This window comes from Cupriavidus taiwanensis (assembly GCF_900250115.1).
In the GTDB taxonomy this organism is placed as follows: domain Bacteria; phylum Pseudomonadota; class Gammaproteobacteria; order Burkholderiales; family Burkholderiaceae; genus Cupriavidus; species Cupriavidus taiwanensis_B.
Genome location: NZ_LT984804.1, coordinates 327,594 through 344,308 on the forward strand (window position 1 = coordinate 327,594; position 16,715 = coordinate 344,308).

General features: G+C 64.8%; 14 protein-coding genes. 7 read left to right on the forward strand and 7 right to left on the reverse strand.

From position 1 onward, the window contains the following. Positions 1-134: 134 nt before the first annotated feature. From CBM2586_RS18325 to CBM2586_RS18335, 3 genes are all read left to right on the forward strand, one after another. Positions 135-1,139, forward strand: coding sequence for a Bug family tripartite tricarboxylate transporter substrate binding protein (locus tag CBM2586_RS18325; RefSeq protein WP_172587100.1), 1,005 nt, complete (start codon positions 135-137; stop codon positions 1,137-1,139). 56 nt (positions 1,140-1,195) lie between these two features. Beyond that, positions 1,196-2,398 carry a M20 aminoacylase family protein gene (locus CBM2586_RS18330; protein ID WP_115689045.1) on the forward strand — a complete coding sequence of 401 codons (1,203 nt, stop codon included), beginning with the start codon at positions 1,196-1,198 and terminating at the stop codon, positions 2,396-2,398. Positions 2,399-2,631: 233 nt separating this feature from the next. Further along, positions 2,632-3,945, forward strand: a complete 1,314-nt coding sequence (locus CBM2586_RS18335; protein ID WP_115689047.1) for an MFS transporter — start codon at positions 2,632-2,634, stop codon at positions 3,943-3,945. A gap of 215 nt (positions 3,946-4,160) precedes the next feature. Here the strand turns inward: CBM2586_RS18335 and CBM2586_RS18340 are convergent, their stop codons facing one another. After that, entirely contained in the window at positions 4,161-5,048 is an 888-nt protein-coding gene (locus tag CBM2586_RS18340) for a LysR family transcriptional regulator (protein WP_115689049.1), read from the reverse strand. A gap of 128 nt (positions 5,049-5,176) precedes the next feature. Between CBM2586_RS18340 and CBM2586_RS18345 the strand changes: the two genes are divergently transcribed. The 3 genes from CBM2586_RS18345 to CBM2586_RS18355 all read left to right on the forward strand — a co-directional run bounded on the left by CBM2586_RS18345 (position 5,177) and on the right by CBM2586_RS18355 (position 8,257). Next, positions 5,177-6,421 (forward strand): MalY/PatB family protein, encoded by a 1,245-nt coding sequence (locus tag CBM2586_RS18345; RefSeq protein ID WP_115691364.1) that lies wholly within the window; start codon positions 5,177-5,179, stop codon positions 6,419-6,421. A gap of 173 nt (positions 6,422-6,594) precedes the next feature. Continuing rightward, positions 6,595-8,019, forward strand: coding sequence for an amino acid permease (locus CBM2586_RS18350; protein WP_115689051.1), 1,425 nt, complete (start codon positions 6,595-6,597; stop codon positions 8,017-8,019). A 7-nt stretch (positions 8,020-8,026) separates the two neighbouring features. After that, positions 8,027-8,257, forward strand: a complete 231-nt coding sequence (locus tag CBM2586_RS18355; RefSeq protein ID WP_115665544.1) for a DUF7706 family protein — start codon at positions 8,027-8,029, stop codon at positions 8,255-8,257. Here CBM2586_RS18355 and CBM2586_RS18360 read toward each other — a convergent pair. From CBM2586_RS18360 to CBM2586_RS18380, 5 genes are all read right to left on the reverse strand, one after another. Beyond that, on the reverse strand, positions 8,239-8,775 hold the full coding sequence (locus CBM2586_RS18360) for a dihydrofolate reductase family protein (protein ID WP_115665543.1): 537 nt from the start codon (positions 8,773-8,775) through the stop codon (positions 8,239-8,241). The two genes, CBM2586_RS18355 and CBM2586_RS18360, sit on opposite strands and share 19 nt — an antisense overlap. A gap of 138 nt (positions 8,776-8,913) precedes the next feature. Further along, the gene (locus CBM2586_RS18365; protein WP_115665542.1) at positions 8,914-9,669 is read right to left on the reverse strand and encodes an SDR family NAD(P)-dependent oxidoreductase; all 756 of its coding nucleotides are present in this window, start codon (positions 9,667-9,669) and stop codon (positions 8,914-8,916) included. A 207-nt stretch (positions 9,670-9,876) separates the two neighbouring features. Further along, positions 9,877-11,052: a helix-turn-helix transcriptional regulator gene (locus CBM2586_RS18370; RefSeq protein ID WP_115689053.1), complete on the reverse strand. Its 1,176-nt coding sequence runs from the start codon at positions 11,050-11,052 to the stop codon at positions 9,877-9,879. A 185-nt stretch (positions 11,053-11,237) separates the two neighbouring features. After that, positions 11,238-12,671 carry an amidohydrolase gene (locus CBM2586_RS18375; RefSeq protein WP_115689055.1) on the reverse strand — a complete coding sequence of 478 codons (1,434 nt, stop codon included), beginning with the start codon at positions 12,669-12,671 and terminating at the stop codon, positions 11,238-11,240. A 6-nt stretch (positions 12,672-12,677) separates the two neighbouring features. Next, positions 12,678-13,631, reverse strand: coding sequence for a Bug family tripartite tricarboxylate transporter substrate binding protein (locus CBM2586_RS18380; RefSeq protein WP_240987960.1), 954 nt, complete (start codon positions 13,629-13,631; stop codon positions 12,678-12,680). A gap of 190 nt (positions 13,632-13,821) precedes the next feature. Here CBM2586_RS18380 and CBM2586_RS18385 point away from each other — a divergent pair, with 190 nt between their 5' ends. Then, complete coding sequence (locus CBM2586_RS18385; RefSeq protein WP_115665538.1) at positions 13,822-14,844, forward strand: LysR family transcriptional regulator; 1,023 nt, start codon at positions 13,822-13,824, stop codon at positions 14,842-14,844. A 54-nt stretch (positions 14,845-14,898) separates the two neighbouring features. Here CBM2586_RS18385 and CBM2586_RS18390 read toward each other — a convergent pair whose 3' ends face one another. Next, positions 14,899-16,365 carry an ABC-F family ATP-binding cassette domain-containing protein gene (locus CBM2586_RS18390; protein ID WP_431194957.1) on the reverse strand — a complete coding sequence of 489 codons (1,467 nt, stop codon included), beginning with the start codon at positions 16,363-16,365 and terminating at the stop codon, positions 14,899-14,901. Positions 16,366-16,715: the final 350 nt, after the last annotated feature.

A 16,715-nucleotide genomic window follows, 5' to 3' on the forward strand; every position in this document is an offset into this window, starting at 1 on the left:
GCAAAGGTCGAAAACTCCGACGAGATCCAGAGCAAGAAAGATCGCGTCACCAACGCACCGCCTGCCGGCGGCAGCATTGCCTTCAATGCTGCCCTGGCATGCGGTCGGCGTTGATGACTCCAGAGGAGACAAAGATGATTCGAATGAGCAGGCGTCAAGTTCTTGGATTTATCGGTGGCATTGCGACTGCAGCCACCATTCTGCCCGCCTCCTGGGCTCAGGCCTTCCCGACCAAGCCAGTGACGCTCGTGGTGCCGTACACGCCGGGGGGCGCATCTGACGTCATGGCCCGTGCGCTGGCGGCTCGCATGGCCGACGATCTAGGCCAGCCGGTGATAGTCGAAAACCTCGGCGGGGCCACAGGTGCGATTGCCGCCCAGCGCGTCCTCAATAAGCCTGCCGATGGCTTGCAGGTTTATGTTGGCTCCTCAAACGAGCTGATTCTGGGGCCGCTAGCCACATCATCGCCACGCTTCAAAAGCGAGGATTTTCAGATGGTTGGCAAGGTCGGAGACCTGACCCTGGCCATTCTTTCGCGCGGCAGCCTGCCTCCGAACAATATCAAGGAACTGATCGAATACGCCGCGCTCCGTGCCCGTGAAGGCAACCCGCTTACCTATGGCAGCGTTGGTCCTGGAAGCCTGTACCACCTGCTTGGCGAAAAATTCTCGCAGCTCACCGGGGCACCGATGGTTCACGTTCCCTATAAAGGTGGAACGCCTTTGACCACCGACCTCATAGGCGGGCAGATCGACCTTTACCTGGGCGCCATGGGCGCAACTTCCACGCCGCTTGTCACCAACGGGTCCGGAAAACTCAAACTGCTGGCGATCATCTCGCCGGAACGACTGGACCTGTTCAGGAACATTCCGGCAGCAAGTCATACAACTTCACTGAAGGATTTCAGTTACAGCTTGTGGCTCGGTCTTTTCGTGAAGAAAGGCACTCCAGAGAACATTGTTCAGGCGCTTAACCGGGCCATGAACAAGTCATTGTCGGATCCAGTGGTGAAAAAAGCTGCAGATTCGCTGCAGGTTGTGCTCGCGCAACCCCAAAGTCAGGCCCAGGCCGAACAGCTCTATGCCGCAAGCACAGCGCGCTACCGAGCAGTCTTCCAGTCCATCGGATTCAGGCCTTGAGTATTTCAACCAGAAAAATTCCGGTAGCTACCTCACCCTATTTCGTCGCCCAGGTTATGTGCGCCACCAATAATTTCACTATTCCAAATCTCGATCAGCTCACCGCGTTTCGCCATGATCTGCACAGGCATCCGGAGTTGAAGTACGAGGAATGCCGCACTGCTGACAAGATCGCTGCCTACCTCTCAGCGCTAGGCATTCCCATGGTGCGTGGCTTGGGCACTACCGGTATCGTAGCCAGCATCCATGGCGACGACCGCAGCGAAGACAACCCGGGCCCGTCAGTGGGAATTCGCGCCGACATGGACGCGTTACCGCTGCAGGAAACCAACCAGTTCGATCACGCGAGCAAATACGACGGCCGCATGCATGCCTGCGGACATGACGGCCATACCGCCATGCTGCTGGGGGCTGCCGAACTGCTGGCAGCCAACCGCGACTTTGATGGCACGGTGCATCTGATTTTCCAGCCGGCCGAAGAGGGCGGCGCTGGCGCGCGCGTAATGATGGAAGAGGGCTTGTTTGACCGGTTCCCTTGTCAGGCTGTCTTCGCACTGCACAACTGGCCCGCGCTGCCCCAGGGACAAATGGGCGTGCGGGTTGGCCCGATCATGGCCGCTGCACAGCAGTTCCAGATCATCGTGCGAGGCAAGGGAGGCCATGCCGCACTCCCGCACACGGCGATTGACCCGATACCGGCAGCCTGCTTCATCGTGGCCCAATTGCAGACGCTGGTGTCGCGCGGCACTGATCCGCTGGACGCTGCCGTGCTTACCGTGGGCAAGATCGATTCCGGTACGTCACCGAACATCATCCCGGATGAAGCGCGCATCCACGGCACCTGCCGCACTCTGACCAGGGAATCGCAACAGTTCCTGGTCGAAGGCATACATCGAATTTCACGCCACGTTGCCGAAGCCCATTTCGCAACGGCCGAAGTCGTCATGAAGCCAGGCGGCTATCCCAATACGACGAATCACAAGAAGGAAGCCCTGTTCATGGGCGAGGTCATGCGCGAGATGGTCGGTGAGGACCATGCGCACACCGACGTGCTGCCCGCAATGACCGCAGAGGACTTCGGCTTCATGCTGCAGCAGATTCCCGGCGCCTATGGGTGGATCGGCAATGGCGCGGGTGGTAAGGCCGGTGTGGGTCTGCACAACCCCGGCTATGACTTCAACGACGACAACCTGGATCTGGGGGCGCGATTCTGGGACAGACTGGCGCGCCGCTGGTTCGAGACCCAGGTACGGCGCTAACGAGCCCACCCGTCGCGCCGGGCCGATGCAGCGGCAGCGGAAGCCGCCGCGACACTCGTGGTCGAGTGGCGCGGATGGATGAAGACGTCCAGGGCGCATAGCCGATAAAGCTGCCATGCCGCAACACTGCTGCGGTAGCAGCCCGGCAAGCAGTTGGATCCGTGTAAGGCGCGCTGAAAGCCGCGGCGGACGCAATGGCAAGTGCGAACCGAACAGGTCGCCGGGAGACAGGAATGAACCAGAATTCTTATATATACGAAGCCAGTATGAATGCCCTGGAGCGAAAGAGGCCGACGCGACAACGGCTTTTTCTCGTGTCCATCCTCTTTGTCGGGATTTCGATTGCCTATCTGGACCGCGTCAATATCGCAGTGATCGCGGCGAACGCGCAGTTCCTCGCTGACATGGGCATTGCCGGACAACCAGTGAAAGTTGGGCTCATGATGAGTCTCTTCCTGGGTGCCTATGGTATTTCCAATGTTGTCCTGAGTCCGCTCGGGGATTATCTGGGACCTCGCAGAGCCATGGTGGTTGCATATTTGATCATCTGCGCCTCGCTATTGGTGGGCGGGATGGCAAGCACTTTTGGCATCCTTCTGGCCACGCGCGTCTTGCTGGGCATCGGCGAAGGCCTCTACTACCCTATGCAGAACACGATCGTCAAGAATTGGTTTCCCCCGAAAGAGCGTGGCCGCGCAAATACCGCATGGCTGATTGGCCAATCGCTGGCACCCGCGGCTGCCATGCCAGTCTTCACTTATCTTGTGGCGGCGCACTCCTGGGAAGCGACTTTCCATTTTTCATTCGCGATCAGCCTTGTTCCACTGCTACTGCTGTGGTTCTTCACGGCCGATTCACCTCATGCGCACAAGCGCGTGAACGAGGCCGAGCTCAGATACATCGAAGAGAATATGGCTGGTGAAAAAGAGGGTGGCAAAGGCGCCGTGCCAGAGGGCGAGCGGTTTCTGCGGCGGGCGAAAATATACGCTTCCGACTATCGATTCTGGATGCTCCTGCTCATTCTTGCATCGAATTCAATCCTGTCGTGGGGGGTGGCAACCTGGCTGCCGACTTATCTCAGCAAAGAGCGAGGATTTTCCTGGCACGCCATGGGTTGGATATCATCGCTGCCGTTCATTCTTGGCTTCGTCTTCAAGCTCGCCGCAGGCATGATCATTGATCGCACCGGGAGAAATGCACCTGTCATCGCGTTAGCGGCATTGTTGTGTGCGGCGGGCGTGTACCTTGGGGTAACTATCCAGGACAATCACACGGCGGCCGTCCTACTCGCCTTCGGCATAGGTGCATCATCTGCGCAGATTCCGGGAGTCTTCACGCTGCTGCAAAAACTCGTACCACAGGCAGCCATGTCTTCTGCGGCCGGGACACTGAATGGCATTGCTGTGGGTTTCGGGGCGTTGTCTCCGGTATTGATAGGCCTTTCCATCAGCATGACCGGGAACTTTGGATCGGCTTTGTACTTCATTATGGGAATCGTATTGTTCGGGGGCGTTTTGGCCACCATTTTGTCTGCCAAAGGGCTATAGGCGTGCCATGGGCCGGTCGCGCTGACGAGTTCGCTCATCCTGACCCTCGGCAATAGTTGCAGCGCACGCGTTGCCGGGGCTTCAGCGTCCCGGAACAGAGCGCCGGGGCAGCACTGACCAATCGCTGATGGTTGCGCCGCGCCAGGCCGGGCAACCCTGGCAGCCGCTCGGCCTCGGCTGTCGCGGCTGACATGGCGGCAAGAAATGTTGAATGCCTAGCGGCCCGAATGCCGAGCCATTTCGACAAAGCCGGCAATGTATGCGATGTCTTTGTCGCCACGCCGGACGCCAAGATGGATGCTTTTCCGGATCCCGCGCTTGCTCAGCCGCAAGGCCCGCAAAGGCATGCCCGCGCCTTCTTCCTCCACCAGCCAGTCCGGCAACACGGACACGCCTCGCCCGGCGGCAACCAGCTGCAGCATCAGGTCTGTCGCTTCGGCGGTGCGGTGGCGTCGCGGCTGGCAATGCGCTGGGACCAGGAAGCGGGTGTAGATGTCCAGACGCTCGATGCTGACCGGGACCGTGATCAGCGTCTCGTCGATCAGGTCCTGTGGCCGTATGAAGGGCTGTGCTGCCAGCGCATGGGATGCATGGACCACCAGCACCAGTTCATAGTCGATCACCGGGGTGAAAACCAGCTCCGGCAGCTTGACCGGGTCGGGCGTGATCAGCAGGTCGATCTCGTGCCCCAGCAGCGCGGCGACGCCGTCGAAGCGGAATGAGGTGCGGATGTCGAAGTCGACGTCCGGCCACGCGGCAAGGTATTGCGGCGTCAGCCGCGCCAGCCATTTCTGGCAGGGGTGGCATTCCATGCCGACGCGCAGCGCGCCGCGGCGTCCCTCGGCGAAGTCCGCCAGGATGCGCTCGGCATGCTCGAGCTGCGGCAGCAGGCGCTCCGCCAGCGCCAGCAGGTATTCCCCCGCCTGCGTGAAGCGCAGGCCGCGGCCGCTCTTGGTCCAGATCGGCACGCCATGATGGTCTTCCAGCTTTTTGACCATATGCGACAGCGCGGATTGCGTGACGTTCAGCTTTTCCGCGGCCGCGGTGACGCTTCCGCTACGGCTTACCGCGACCAGTGCCGCGAGATGTTGGCGATCCAGCACGCATGACTCCCGTTCATTGGTTGATGAAAAGATACCATTTTTATTCATGCCTTGGCATCGCTATGCTGGCCCCCATCGAAGCCATCCGGCGCCCGCGGGCGCGTCCCCGAAGCGAGAACAAGGAAGCCATGAAGATTTATGCAACGGCAGTGCAAGGCGAGACGTCGGCGGGAGCCGGCCACGCGCCCAGCGTGTTCGACGAAGTCATCGACCGTGCCAGGTCGCAATCCATGAAGTGGGCCATTCCGGAAAAACTGCTGGCGCCGGAAGAAGCGGCTGCAAAGCCGTTGCCGATGTGGGTCGCCGACATGGATTTCCGCGCGCCGCAGGCCGTCATCGATGCGCTGCACGAAGCGCTGGATCACGGCATCTTTGGCTACCCCGGGGGTGCGACCGACAGCTACGTCGATGCCGTGGTCGCGTGGCAGGGCAGGCGGTTCGGCTGGGAAGTGGCGAAGGAATGGGTGGTGCAGACTTCCGGCATCATCACCGCGCTGAAGACGGCGATCCAGGCGTTCTCCGCCCCCGGCGATTCCGTGCTGATCCAGCCGCCGGTCTATGCGCACTTCCATAACGACGTGCTGATGAACGGCCGCCATCTCGCCTTGGCTCCGCTCGAGCGTACCGATGCCGGCTACCGCTTCGATCCGGCCACCTTCGATGCGGCGATCCGCGACGATACCAGGCTCTTCATCCTGAGCAATCCGCACAACCCCACCGGCAATGTCTGGTCCGAGGCGGAATTGCGGACCATGGGCGAGATCTGCCTGCGCCGTGGTGTCCTGGTTATCTCGGACGAGATCCATCAGGACCTGATTCTCAACCCTGAGAAGAAGCACATTCCCTTTGCTTCCCTCGGCGACGATTTCGCCCGGCACAGCATTACCTGCACGGCGCCCAGCAAGACCTTCAACCTGCCGGGATTGCAGAGCGCGAACGTATTCGTACCGGACCGGCGCCTGCGCGACGAACTGCGCCGCCAATACGACCGCAACATGTTTCCGCTGGTCAATACGCTGGGCATGGTTGCCGCCGAGGCAGCCTACGCCCACGGCGAACCATGGCTGGAAGAGCTGCTGGCATACCTGCGCGCCAATCACGAACATTTTCGCGAGTCGGTGCATCGCGCGACCTCGCGCATCCAGGTGCTGCCGGCCGACTCGCTCTACCTGGCGTGGATGGACTGCCGCGGCCTCGGCATGGATGCGCCGACGCTCGACCGGTTCATGCTGACCAGGGCCCGCCTCTGGCTCGACAAGGGCCAGAAGTTCGGCATCGAAGGCCACGGCTACATGCGCGTCAACCTGGGCTGCCCGCGCGCGACCGTGGATGAAGCGATCAGCAGGTTGACCGCCGCCGTCGCCGGACTCTGATCCGGTTCCGCGAACTGAGGACGAAGCCAGCCGGCAGCCGATGGAAAAGGAGCCATCGGCCGCGGGCGGCGCTCGCCCGGCCATCGGCCGACTACGGCTGCCCGCCGCGGTCCGGACAATGGCCGCTCACACCGACAAGCATCACAAAGAGATGTACCAAAGGAGACAGTGCAATGCACAGCAAAACCGACGCTCGGCCCTATGAACAGGAAGAGCTCAGACGAGATCTGAAAAGCCGCCATATCCAGATGATCGCCATCGGCGGCGCGATCGGCACCGGCCTGTTCTATGGCTCGTCCTGGGCCATCAAGACCGCGGGCCCGGCGATCATCCTGACCTACCTGGTCGCCGCGGTGGCGATCTACTTCGTCATGCGGGCCCTGGGCGAGATGGCGGTGGAGGAGCCGGTCTCCGGGTCCTATATTTCGTACTCGAACCGGTATATCCACCGCTTTGCCGGCTTCCTGAACGGCTGGAACGCGTTTATCTTCCTGCTGGCGACAAGCGCGGCCGAACTGAACGCACTGGGCAACTACGTGCACTTCTGGTTCCCGACCATGCCGATCTGGGTGACCGCGCTGATCGCCGTATCGGTGATGTTCTTCGTAAACATGATTGGCGTGAAGTTCTACGGCGAGGCCGAGTTCTGGTTCGCGCTGATCAAGGTGACGGCGATCGTTGCCATGATCGTGTTCGGCGTCGGCATGATTTTCTTTGGGCTGGGCAACCATGGCGAGCCCATCGGGCATCACAACCTGGTCGACCATGGCGGCTTCTTCGCCAAGGGCATCGGCGGCATGGTGCTGTCGATCGTGATGGTGGCGTTCTCGTTCGGCGGCATCGAGAACCTCGGCCTGGCGGCGGGGGAGGCAAAGGATGTCAAGACCACCATGCCCAAGGCCGTCAGCGCGACGTTCTGGCGCCTGCTGATCTTCTACGTCGGTGCCATTGCGGTGCTGCTGATGATCTTCCCGTGGACCTCGCTGACCGCGAAGGGCAGCCCGTTCGTCGATGTCTTCGCCAGGATCGGCGTGCCCGCCGCGGCCGGGATCATGAACCTGGTGGTCATCACCGCGGTGCTTTCCGCCGTGAATGCCAGCGTGTTCACCAACAGCCGCACGTTCTATAACCTGGCACTGCAGAAGAACGCACCGGCTTTCCTGGGCACCGTCAACCGCCGCAATGTGCCGTCGCGGGCCATCATGCTGGTGTTCGCCACCATGTTCGCCGGCGTGCTGCTGAACTACCTGATGCCGGAGAAGGCGTTCGAGCTGTTCTCGTCGATCACCGTGTTCGCGCTGGTGTGTGCCTGGACCTCGATCGTGGTCAGCCACCTGCGCTTCCGCAAGCTCAAAATGCAGGCCGGGCAGGCGCACAGCCTTTCCTACAAGATGCCGTTCTTCCCCTATGGCAACTACATTGCCCTGGCGTTCATCGCCGCGGTGCTGGTCTGCATCGCGATCCTGCCGGACATGCGGATGTCGCTGATGGTCTCGGCGGCGTGGGTGGCGATCGTGTTCGTCGCCTACAAGTTCTACACCCGCGAAGCGCAGCCGGCGCTGGCCGACCTGCCCGATGCGGATCCCAGGCTGCCATAGGACCGTGATGGCACCCACCATAAGGCTGGACCTCGACGAGCGGCGGGCCGCCGCTCTGGCGAGGTTTCTGCGCAACGTGACGTGGTCAGACCTGACCGCATGCGCCGGCGATGTCGAACAAGCCTTGCTGATGCGCGACGCGCTCGACACCGTCGGCCGCGCGCTGGTGCTGGGCGATGCCGGGCGCATCGCGCGGGGTGTCGACCGTCCCGGCGGGGTTCAGCGCAGCACCCGGTAGGACGATTGCACCAGCCCGGACGGGAAGTGACGGCTCGATTCAAGCTTCAGGCTCACGTCGCCCGGCAGCGCGCCGAACAACGGCCTGCCTGCGCCGATCAGCACCGGCGCGGTGGTGACCACCATGTCGGCGATCAATCCTTCGCGAAGGAACGACTGCACCAACTGGCCGCCGTCGACGTAGACGCGTTGCGCGCCTTCCGCCTCCAGCTGCGCCATTGCCTCCCGCGGCGTCGCACCGGAGAAGCGCACCTTGCCCTGCAACGCGTCGGGCACCGGCGTCCCGGCCAGTTGCCGGGACAGCACCAGCACCGGTCGGTCGTAAGCCCATGCGCCCATCGTGATGATTTTTTCATAGCTGCCGCGGCCCATCACGATCGCGTCCTTGTCGGCGATAAAGGCGGTGTAGCCATGGTCTTCGGCGGGGTCATCCCGCTCCAGAAGCCAGCCGATGTCGCCATCGGGGCGGGCGATAAAACCATCGAGGCTGGTGGCAATGAAGACGTGTCCGGTGATCATGGATACTCCGCTGGTTTTGTCGGCATGGAGATGGCACTGCAGTGGCGCATTCTATGCCTGCGGACACGTGCGTGGTCGCGGCGTTGTCGAATAAGGGCGCGATGGCCGCGTACCGAGCTACTTGCCGACCGCTTCCCCTTACCAGACCGTGAAGCCACCATCGACAGCGATGGCCTGGCCGGTGACAAAGCTTGCGCCGGGCGAGCAGAGCCACATCACGGCGCTGGCAATGTCGCCCGGCTCGCCCAGTCTTTGCATGGGCGTTGCGAGTGTCAGCTGGGCCATGTCTTGCTGGTTCTCGGGGCGCTCGGTGATGGCCGTGTGCGCAATGCCGCCGGGGCAAATGGCGTTGACGCGGATGCCGCGGCTGGCGTAGTCCACCGCAACGGACCGGGTCAGTCCGAGCACCCCGGCCTTTGAGGCAGAGTAGGCCGACAGTCCGGGTCCGCTGACGAGCCCCATGATGGAGGACGTGTTGACGATGACCCCGGCGCCGTGCTCCAGCATCCGCGCGCACTGGTATTTCATGCACAGCCAGATGCCCTTCAGGTTGACGGCAATGGTCTTGTCCCACTCTTCCTCGGAGAAATCGCAGATCGGCGCGCCGCGCGGCGCGATGCCGGCGTTGTTGAAGGCGAAATCAAGACGACCCAGGGAGCGGATGGTCTGGTCTATCGCCCTGGCGACGTCCGCGCCCTGGGCCACGTCTGCGCGGACAAAGATGGCCTTCGCTCCGGCTTGTTCGATGTCGTGCGCGGTTTCCTCAGCGGCTACCGTGGCGGTATCCAGCAGGGCGACGTCGGCGCCGGCGCTGGCGAAGCTGAGCGCGGTCTGGCGACCGATGCCGGTGGCCGCCCCGGTGACAAACGCAACCTTACCTTTGAATGACTGCATCTGGAGGCCTCCTCGCAGGGGTTTCAGTTCGCATGGCGCGCCAGCAGGTGCCTGGGTTCGCTGGCCAGTGGCGCGCAGACGAGGATACGGGGGCGTGAGCCGCTGGCCAACGTCAATTCGGACTAGTACGCCGGCGAAATCAGCGGGAGGACCTTGGCGCTGCATGCAAGCCCGCGGTGCCGTGCGTGGACGCGCGCCAGGCTGGCATCAGCCCAGGGAAAACGCGCTGTTCAGGATGGATCCGACCAACGTCGCCTGGCGCGTCACGCCGGTCTTGGAATAGATGGCGCGCAGGTGCGCCCGCGCGGTGTTCTTGCTGATGCCCAGTTCTTCGCCGGCCTCCTCGAGCGTCAGGCCGTTGGTCAGCGCCAGCGCCAGGCTGGATTCAGCCGGCGTGAAGCCAAAGAGCTTGCCCACCAGCTCGTGCGACGCCAGCGACTTGCGCGACGGGTCGCGGACAAAGATGGCGCAGGCGGGTCGCCGCAAAGTGTCTTCTGGCCATTCGCTGAGCGGAATGCTGCGGATCAGTACGCCCAGTCTCGGCTTGCCGGAGGGCCGCGAGACCGCGACGGCGTGGACCACGGACGAGGCATTGGACGCGCGTTCGGCCAGCGCCTGCCGCACCAGCTTCTGGAACTTCCGGTCCTCGGTCTGGTACTTCAGTTCGAGCGCGCTTCCGCGCCGGCGCATGCCATCGTTTGCAGCAAAGATCTCGTCCGCGAGCGGGTTGGTCTGCATCACCGAGCCGGACTCATCCAGCATGACCGTGCCCACCAGCATCCGGTCGAATGCATTGACATAGAGCTTGCGCTCCGAATTGGCGATATCGAACCTGGAGTGCAGCCGCACCGCGCGCTTCAGGTGTGGCAACAAGGCGCCGCAGGCAGCCTTCTCGGCATCGGAGAAGTTGGCGCCCTGGTGGCTGCGGCAGATGCGCAGGCGACATTCCACGCCATCCTCGGTGCGGAGGTCGGCGCCCATCATGTAGCCGACGTCGAAGGGTTGGTGGAACTGCTTGTACATTTCGCTGCTGCGCCAATGGCTGTCCCCGACCAGTTCGTCGACGGTGATGATCCGGTCCGTCGGCAGGTTAACGAACGGATCCAGCGCGAAATAATAATTGTGGTAGGAAGCTTCACCCGGCAGTACGGTGCCTTGCGCGGAAGCGTGGATCATCAGGCCGTTGCGGCCAGAGGCGGGCGATCGCAGGATGAGCGTGACATAGTTCGCGTGCAGGCACGTGCGGATCGCCTCCAGCGAGCGGCTCCAGGGAATGTCCTCCAGGGGCCCCTCATACAGCATCGCCAGCAGCTTGCTGAACTGGCTGAACTCCAGCATCGATGCCGCTGGCGGGTCCGGTGGCACGGTGGTTTTGGGGGGCATACCTGGTACTTCCGGTTAGGCGTTCACGGCACCGGTCATCGCTATCGACTGGCCATGCCGATCATGGCGGGAACAAGGGACGGCGACGCTGCCGGGCGGATGCTATGCGCCGGCCGGGCCGCCGGCATCGTGCAAACGGACTAGCCATGACCGGCCCACGGCCGCCGGCATCGCCCGCCGGCGCGTTAGCTCCTGGTTCTGGCGACGGGCAAGGCCACGTCGTCGGGAATCGGGCAGACATAAGGCCTGCCGCCGCGCCGCGCAACCAGTTCTTCTCGCGCCGCGGCCAGCAGTTCGGGCTGCTCGAGCAGGCGGATCGCAGTGGCTGCCATCGACCTGGCCGCGTGCACCATGCCGATATGCGCCAGCGACGAAGTCCCTTGCGAAACCATCTGCCAGGAGTGGAAGGGCGTGCCGAAGGCATAGCACGCGACCCAGCACTGCGCGGTCGGCGTGATCCAGCTGACATCGCCGACGTCGGTGGAGCCGTAGAGCAGCTCGGTGTCGTCCGGGTCGAACGGCCGCAGGCCATCGAACAGCGCCGGCGGCTTGCCGCGCAAGACGCTGGCCAGCGAGCGGCCGGCTTCGGCGACGTCGCTGTCGGGCAGGGTGGCATGGTGGCGCGCCGCATCCTCCTGCTCGCGCGCGCCGACCGGCAGCTTGCCGAGCTGCTGCATCTCGGCGTACAGGATCCGGTTGAGCGCGGTGTTCTGCATCAGGTTGGAGCAGGCCTTGTCGAAGCGGATCTCGACTTCGCAGCCGGTCATCAGGGCCGCGCCGCGGGCGATGTCGCACACGCGCGCGTAGAGCGCCGCGGCATCGTCGTTGCGCGCGGCGCGGATCAGGTAGAGCACCTCGGCGCGGGCCTGCACCACGTTGGGCGAGAGGCCGCCGCTGTCGGTGATGGCGTAGTGGACGCGCGCGTCGGGCGGCATGTGCTCGCGCAGGTAATTGCTGCCCACGTTCATCAGCTCCACCGCGTCCAGCGCGCTGCGGCCCAGGTGGGGCGAGTTGGCGGCATGCGCGGCGCGGCCATGGAAGACGAAGCTCGCCTGTACATTGGCCAGCGTGGCCTGGCTGAACACGCCGGTGTAGCTGGCCGGATGCCAGGTGAGCGCGGCCGACAGGTCGTCGAAAGCCCCGGCGCGTGCCATGAAGGTCTTGCCCGAGCCGCCTTCCTCGGCGGGGCAGCCGTAGAAGCGGATGCGGCCGGGCAACTTGTGCGCGCGCAGGTGCTGCTGCACCGCGAGCGCCGCCAGGTGCGCGGCGGCGCCCAGCAGGTGGTGGCCGCAGCCGTGGCCGTTCGGCCCGGGGCTTTCCCGCGACGGCATGCATTGCAGGGCGCCGCTCTCCTGGTTCAGTCCGGACAGCGCGTCGTACTCGCCGAGCACGCCGATCACCGGGCCGCCTTCGCCGAACTCGGCGTGGAAGGCGGTCGGGATGCCGGCGAGATCAGCCTGCACGCGGAAGCCGGCCTGCGCAAGGCCATCGGCATGCAGGCTGGCGGAGACCCGCTCGGCGTAGCGCAGTTCGGCCAGCCCCCAGATCTTGTCGCTGAGTTCGGCGAAGCGCGGGGCTTCGCGTTCAAAGAATGCGTGAAGGTGTTCGATGGGATGCATGCGGTCTTACTCCACCTTGATGCCCGCGCGCTGCACCACGGCGCGGTTGCGCTTGAGCTGGGTCTCGATCAGCGCCTGAAAGTGTGCTTCGTCGCCAGCGGCGGGGCTTGCCCCCATCTGTTCGAGCCGCGCCAGCACTTCCGGCGCCTGTATGGTTTTCAGCGCCGCGGCGCGCAGCTTGTCGGCCACGGGCGCCGGCGTTTTGGCCGGAACCGCCAGCCCGAACCAGCTGTTGCCCAGGTCGCTGAGGTCGCCATGGCCGAGTTCCTTGAGCGTGGGCACCTGCGGCAGCTGGGGCACGCGCTTGTCGCCCGCGACCGCGAGCGGCACCAGCTTGCCGGCCTTCACCTGCGGCAGTGCCGACGGCAGCTGGTCGGGCAGGATCTGGACCACGCCGGCGAGGGTATCGTTGAGCGCGGGGCCGATGCCGCGGTATGGCACGACGGTCATCTTCACGCCCAGCTTGTCGTTCATGGCTTCGACCAGCAGGTGCCCGAGGCTGCCGACGCCGGGCACCGCGCTGCTGTACGCGCCGGGCTTGCGCTTGAGCTCCGCCACGAAGCCGGCAAAGTCCTTCGCCGGCATGGCCGGATTCACGGTGATGACGGCGGGCATGCTGACCAGCATGGCCAGGGGGCGCAAGTGCTGGTTGGTCTTGGCGGCCTTGTCGTAGAAGATCGGGTTGACCGCCAGGGTGCTGACCGTGGCCAGGCCCAGGGTATAGCCGTCCGGCGGCGCCAGCGCCACCACCTCGGACCCCATCATGCCGCCGGCACCCGCGCGGTTTTCCACCACCACGGCCTGGCCAAGTTCCTTGCGCATGCGCTCGGCGACCACGCGCGCGATCAGGTCGCTGGAACCGCCGGCGGCAAAGGGCACGATCAGCCGCAGCGGCTTGCTCGGGAAGGCCGTCCCGGCGGCGGCCGCCGACGGCAACAGGCAGATGGCCAGCGCGGCCAAAGGGCGGCAAGCTTGCGCGAAATGGGAAATGACATGGGGACTCTCCGACCGAGACGGGAAATGGCGCATACGGCGCCGCCGGAGGGCGGGACACCCGTGATATGCTCGCCCGCTAATGTAGAAGCGGACGGGGGAGCCCACCAGCCGCTTTTCCCCGTCAGCTATCGGCACTATCAATAGCCTCCACCCGATGCCTCGGATTGCGAGCGATTCCCCGCCCTTGCCGTCGGCGTGGCCGGACCTGGCCGACGTCGGCACCTCCACGCTTGCCAGGGTGCTCTACACCCGGCTTGCCACGCACGGCAGGCTGCGGCAACTGCAATTGCTGGTGGCGGTGAGCGATTGCGGCAGCATCGCGCGCGCCGCCGGCGAAATCCCCATGAGCCAGTCGGCCGCCACGCAGGCCCTGGCCGAACTGGAGCGGATCTTTGGCACGCAACTGTTCGAGCGCCACGCACGCGGCATCCGGCCCACGCCGGCCGGGCGCGCCCTGACGGATGCCGCGCGCGGTGTCATGACCCGGCTGCAACAGGCCGCTGAGTCGCTGGCCGCCATCCGGCAAGGCGCCAGCGCAGCGTTGCGGATCGGGGCGATTCCCGCCGCCTCTGGTGCACTGGTCGCGCCGCTGCTGGGCGCCTTCTACGATGCCCATCCGGACGTCCACCTGGAATTGCAGGAAGACAGCGGGTCCAGCCTGCTGCCCCAGCTTGCCGGCGGCAACCTTGACGCGGTGTTCTGCCGGACGCCGCAGCGGCTGCCGGCAAGCCTGGTCTTCGAACCGTTGCTCGACGACGATGTGGTGATCCTCGCCGCGCCCAGCCATCCCATGGCCGGCCGGCGCAACCTGCCGCTCGAGGCGCTGGCCGGCGCGCGCTGGGTGCTGCCGGCAGCCAGCATCCAGCTGCGCGAGGTATTCGAAAGCCTGGTGCTCGGCGCGCTGCCCGAGGCCAAGTGGTTCCCGGTCTCGACACTGTCGCTGCCCGCGCTCGAAGGCCTGCTGCAACAGCCGGGCGCCGTCACCCTGATACCGCGCAGCGTGTCGGCCGGCATGCTCGCCGGTGCGCGCGTCTGCCGGCTCGACGTGGCCATGTCGGTGCCGCTGTCGCCGCTGGGCGTTGCGCACTCCGCGCACGATGCGCCTGGCCTGCTGCGGGACTTCCTGGCGCTGCTGCGTGAGCGGCTCGAACGGAAAACTACAACCGGGGGCCGGTGAGGGCGGGCGCCGCTCGCGGGTCAGACGCGCGGCACCTTGCGCATCGCGCCGGCATCACCATGGCTCTGTGCGCCAGCCCTGGCCGGTCGCCACCAGCCGATCCGTCAAGCCAAGGCTGTCCATGAAGGCATCGTCGTGGGACACCACCACCAGCGCGCCCTGATAGCCGCGCAGCATGGCTTCCAGCGCCTGCACGGAAGGCAGGTCCAGATGGTTGCTGGGCTCGTCCAGCAACAGCAGGTGCGGCGGTGGATCGGCATACAGCACGCACGCCAGCGCCGCCTTGAGACGCTCGCCACCGCTGAGCGAGCCGCCAGGCGCTGCGATCTTGCGGTGATCCAGGCCGAGGTGCGCCAGGCGCATGCGCAGATCGCCTTCGGTAGCGGTCCCGTTCGCCTCCAGCATCTGTTCCAGCACGGTTCGTTGTGGATCCAGGCTGGCCAGGCGCTGGTCCAGGTAGATGCCCTCCACCGACATCCTGCAGGTCCCCGCCAAGGGCTCAAGCTGGCGGGCGAGCACCTTGAGCATGGTGGATTTGCCGCAGCCGTTGGGGCCGACCACGCCGATGCGCTGCTGTCCCGTCAAGGTGAGGCTGAGGTGGCGCGTGGCAGCGCGGACAAACGGCAGCTCCACGGCCTCGAGTTCCGCGACACGTCGTTGCGAACGCAGCGCAACCGGCAGCTCGTGCACCACGATGGCCAGATCGTTTTCGACCCGCTGCGCGGCCTCGCGCACCCGCTCGGCGCTTTGCGCCCGGGCCGCGGCATGCTGCTGGCGCAGCTTGCCGGCGGAACTTTCGCTGCGTTCCTTCTGGCGGCCCAGCAGGATCCTGGCCTGGTTGGCTTCGTGGCCTTGCCGGTTGCCGCGGGCCTGGCGTCGTTCCAGGCGCTCGCCTTGCTCGCGCAGGGCCTGCGCTTCGCGCCGCTGTTCGAGCTTGCGTTGTTCGAGCTGCTGGATCGCGCTCTGTTGCTCCTGCTCCTTGCATTGCGCGAAGAAGGCGTAGTTGCCACCATAGCTGCGCAGTCCCAGGGAAGACAGTTCCACGATGCGCGCCATGGCCCCCAGCAGTTGCCGGTCATGGCTGACCACAAGCAGCCCTCGTGGCCAGCGCTGCAACTGCTCGACCAGCGCCTGGCGGTTGGGCCGGTCGAGATGGTTGCTGGGCTCGTCCAGGACCAGGAAATCGGCATCCGACAACAAGGCGCCGGCCAGCGTGACGCGCATGGCTTCGCCGCCACTGAGCGCGCTGGCAGGCGTCGCGGCATCGAGATGGCCCAGGCCATTGCGCTCCAGTTCGTGCTGCAGCCGCAGGCGTATGTCCCAGCGCTCGCCCACGGCATCGAAGTCTTCGGGCGCACTGCTGCCGGCTTCGATGCGTTCGAGGGCATCGAGTATGGTGCGCACACCCGCCAGGTCCGAGACCGTAGCGCCGGGCGGATGCGATATCTGCTGGGCGAGGTAGTACACGCTGCCATGGCGCGTACAACGCCCGGCGGCCGGCTGCACTTGTCCGGCCAGCATGCGCGCCAGCACCGTCTTGCCCGCGCCATTGCGGCCGACCAGGCCGGTGGGGCGCTGGTCGAACTGTTCGGTGAGGTCGGAAAAAAGCGTCCTGCCGTCCGGCAGAACGAAAGACGCGCCTTCCAGCGCGAGACAGGGATTCGTCATGGGTAATTCCAGGGATGCCAGAAGCTCCCCCTGCTCATGGGGGTAGGTGGAGACTGGCCGTCATGAAGACGGCGGCATCAATGGCGCATGACGAGTACCTCGGTGATGGGATCGGGTTGCCATGTTAAGGGCTTTTGCGGCGGGAGGCAATCGCGTGCCCTGCGCAAGCGGGCAGGTGCTCCGCTTGCAACTCCTGATTTCGC

What these genes read in the sequence shown, in the direction of transcription:
- CBM2586_RS18355 (WP_115665544.1), top strand. Translation starts at nt 8,027, where the DNA reads ATGGCACCCACCATAAGGCTGGACCTCGACGAGCGGCGGGCCGCCGCT.
- CBM2586_RS18350 (WP_115689051.1), top strand. Translation starts at nt 6,595, where the DNA reads ATGCACAGCAAAACCGACGCTCGGCCCTATGAACAGGAAGAGCTCAGA.
- CBM2586_RS18345 (WP_115691364.1), top strand. Translation starts at nt 5,177, where the DNA reads ATGAAGATTTATGCAACGGCAGTGCAAGGCGAGACGTCGGCGGGAGCC.
- CBM2586_RS18390 (WP_431194957.1), bottom strand. Translation starts at nt 16,365, where the DNA reads ATGCTGGCCGGACAAGTGCAGCCGGCCGCCGGGCGTTGTACGCGCCAT.
- CBM2586_RS18360 (WP_115665543.1), bottom strand. Translation starts at nt 8,775, where the DNA reads ATGATCACCGGACACGTCTTCATTGCCACCAGCCTCGATGGTTTTATC.
- CBM2586_RS18375 (WP_115689055.1), bottom strand. Translation starts at nt 12,671, where the DNA reads ATGCATCCCATCGAACACCTTCACGCATTCTTTGAACGCGAAGCCCCG.
- CBM2586_RS18325 (WP_172587100.1), top strand. Translation starts at nt 135, where the DNA reads ATGATTCGAATGAGCAGGCGTCAAGTTCTTGGATTTATCGGTGGCATT.
- CBM2586_RS18385 (WP_115665538.1), top strand. Translation starts at nt 13,822, where the DNA reads ATGCCTCGGATTGCGAGCGATTCCCCGCCCTTGCCGTCGGCGTGGCCG.
- CBM2586_RS18335 (WP_115689047.1), top strand. Translation starts at nt 2,632, where the DNA reads ATGAACCAGAATTCTTATATATACGAAGCCAGTATGAATGCCCTGGAG.
- CBM2586_RS18370 (WP_115689053.1), bottom strand. Translation starts at nt 11,052, where the DNA reads ATGCCCCCCAAAACCACCGTGCCACCGGACCCGCCAGCGGCATCGATG.
- CBM2586_RS18330 (WP_115689045.1), top strand. Translation starts at nt 1,196, where the DNA reads ATGTGCGCCACCAATAATTTCACTATTCCAAATCTCGATCAGCTCACC.
- CBM2586_RS18365 (WP_115665542.1), bottom strand. Translation starts at nt 9,669, where the DNA reads ATGCAGTCATTCAAAGGTAAGGTTGCGTTTGTCACCGGGGCGGCCACC.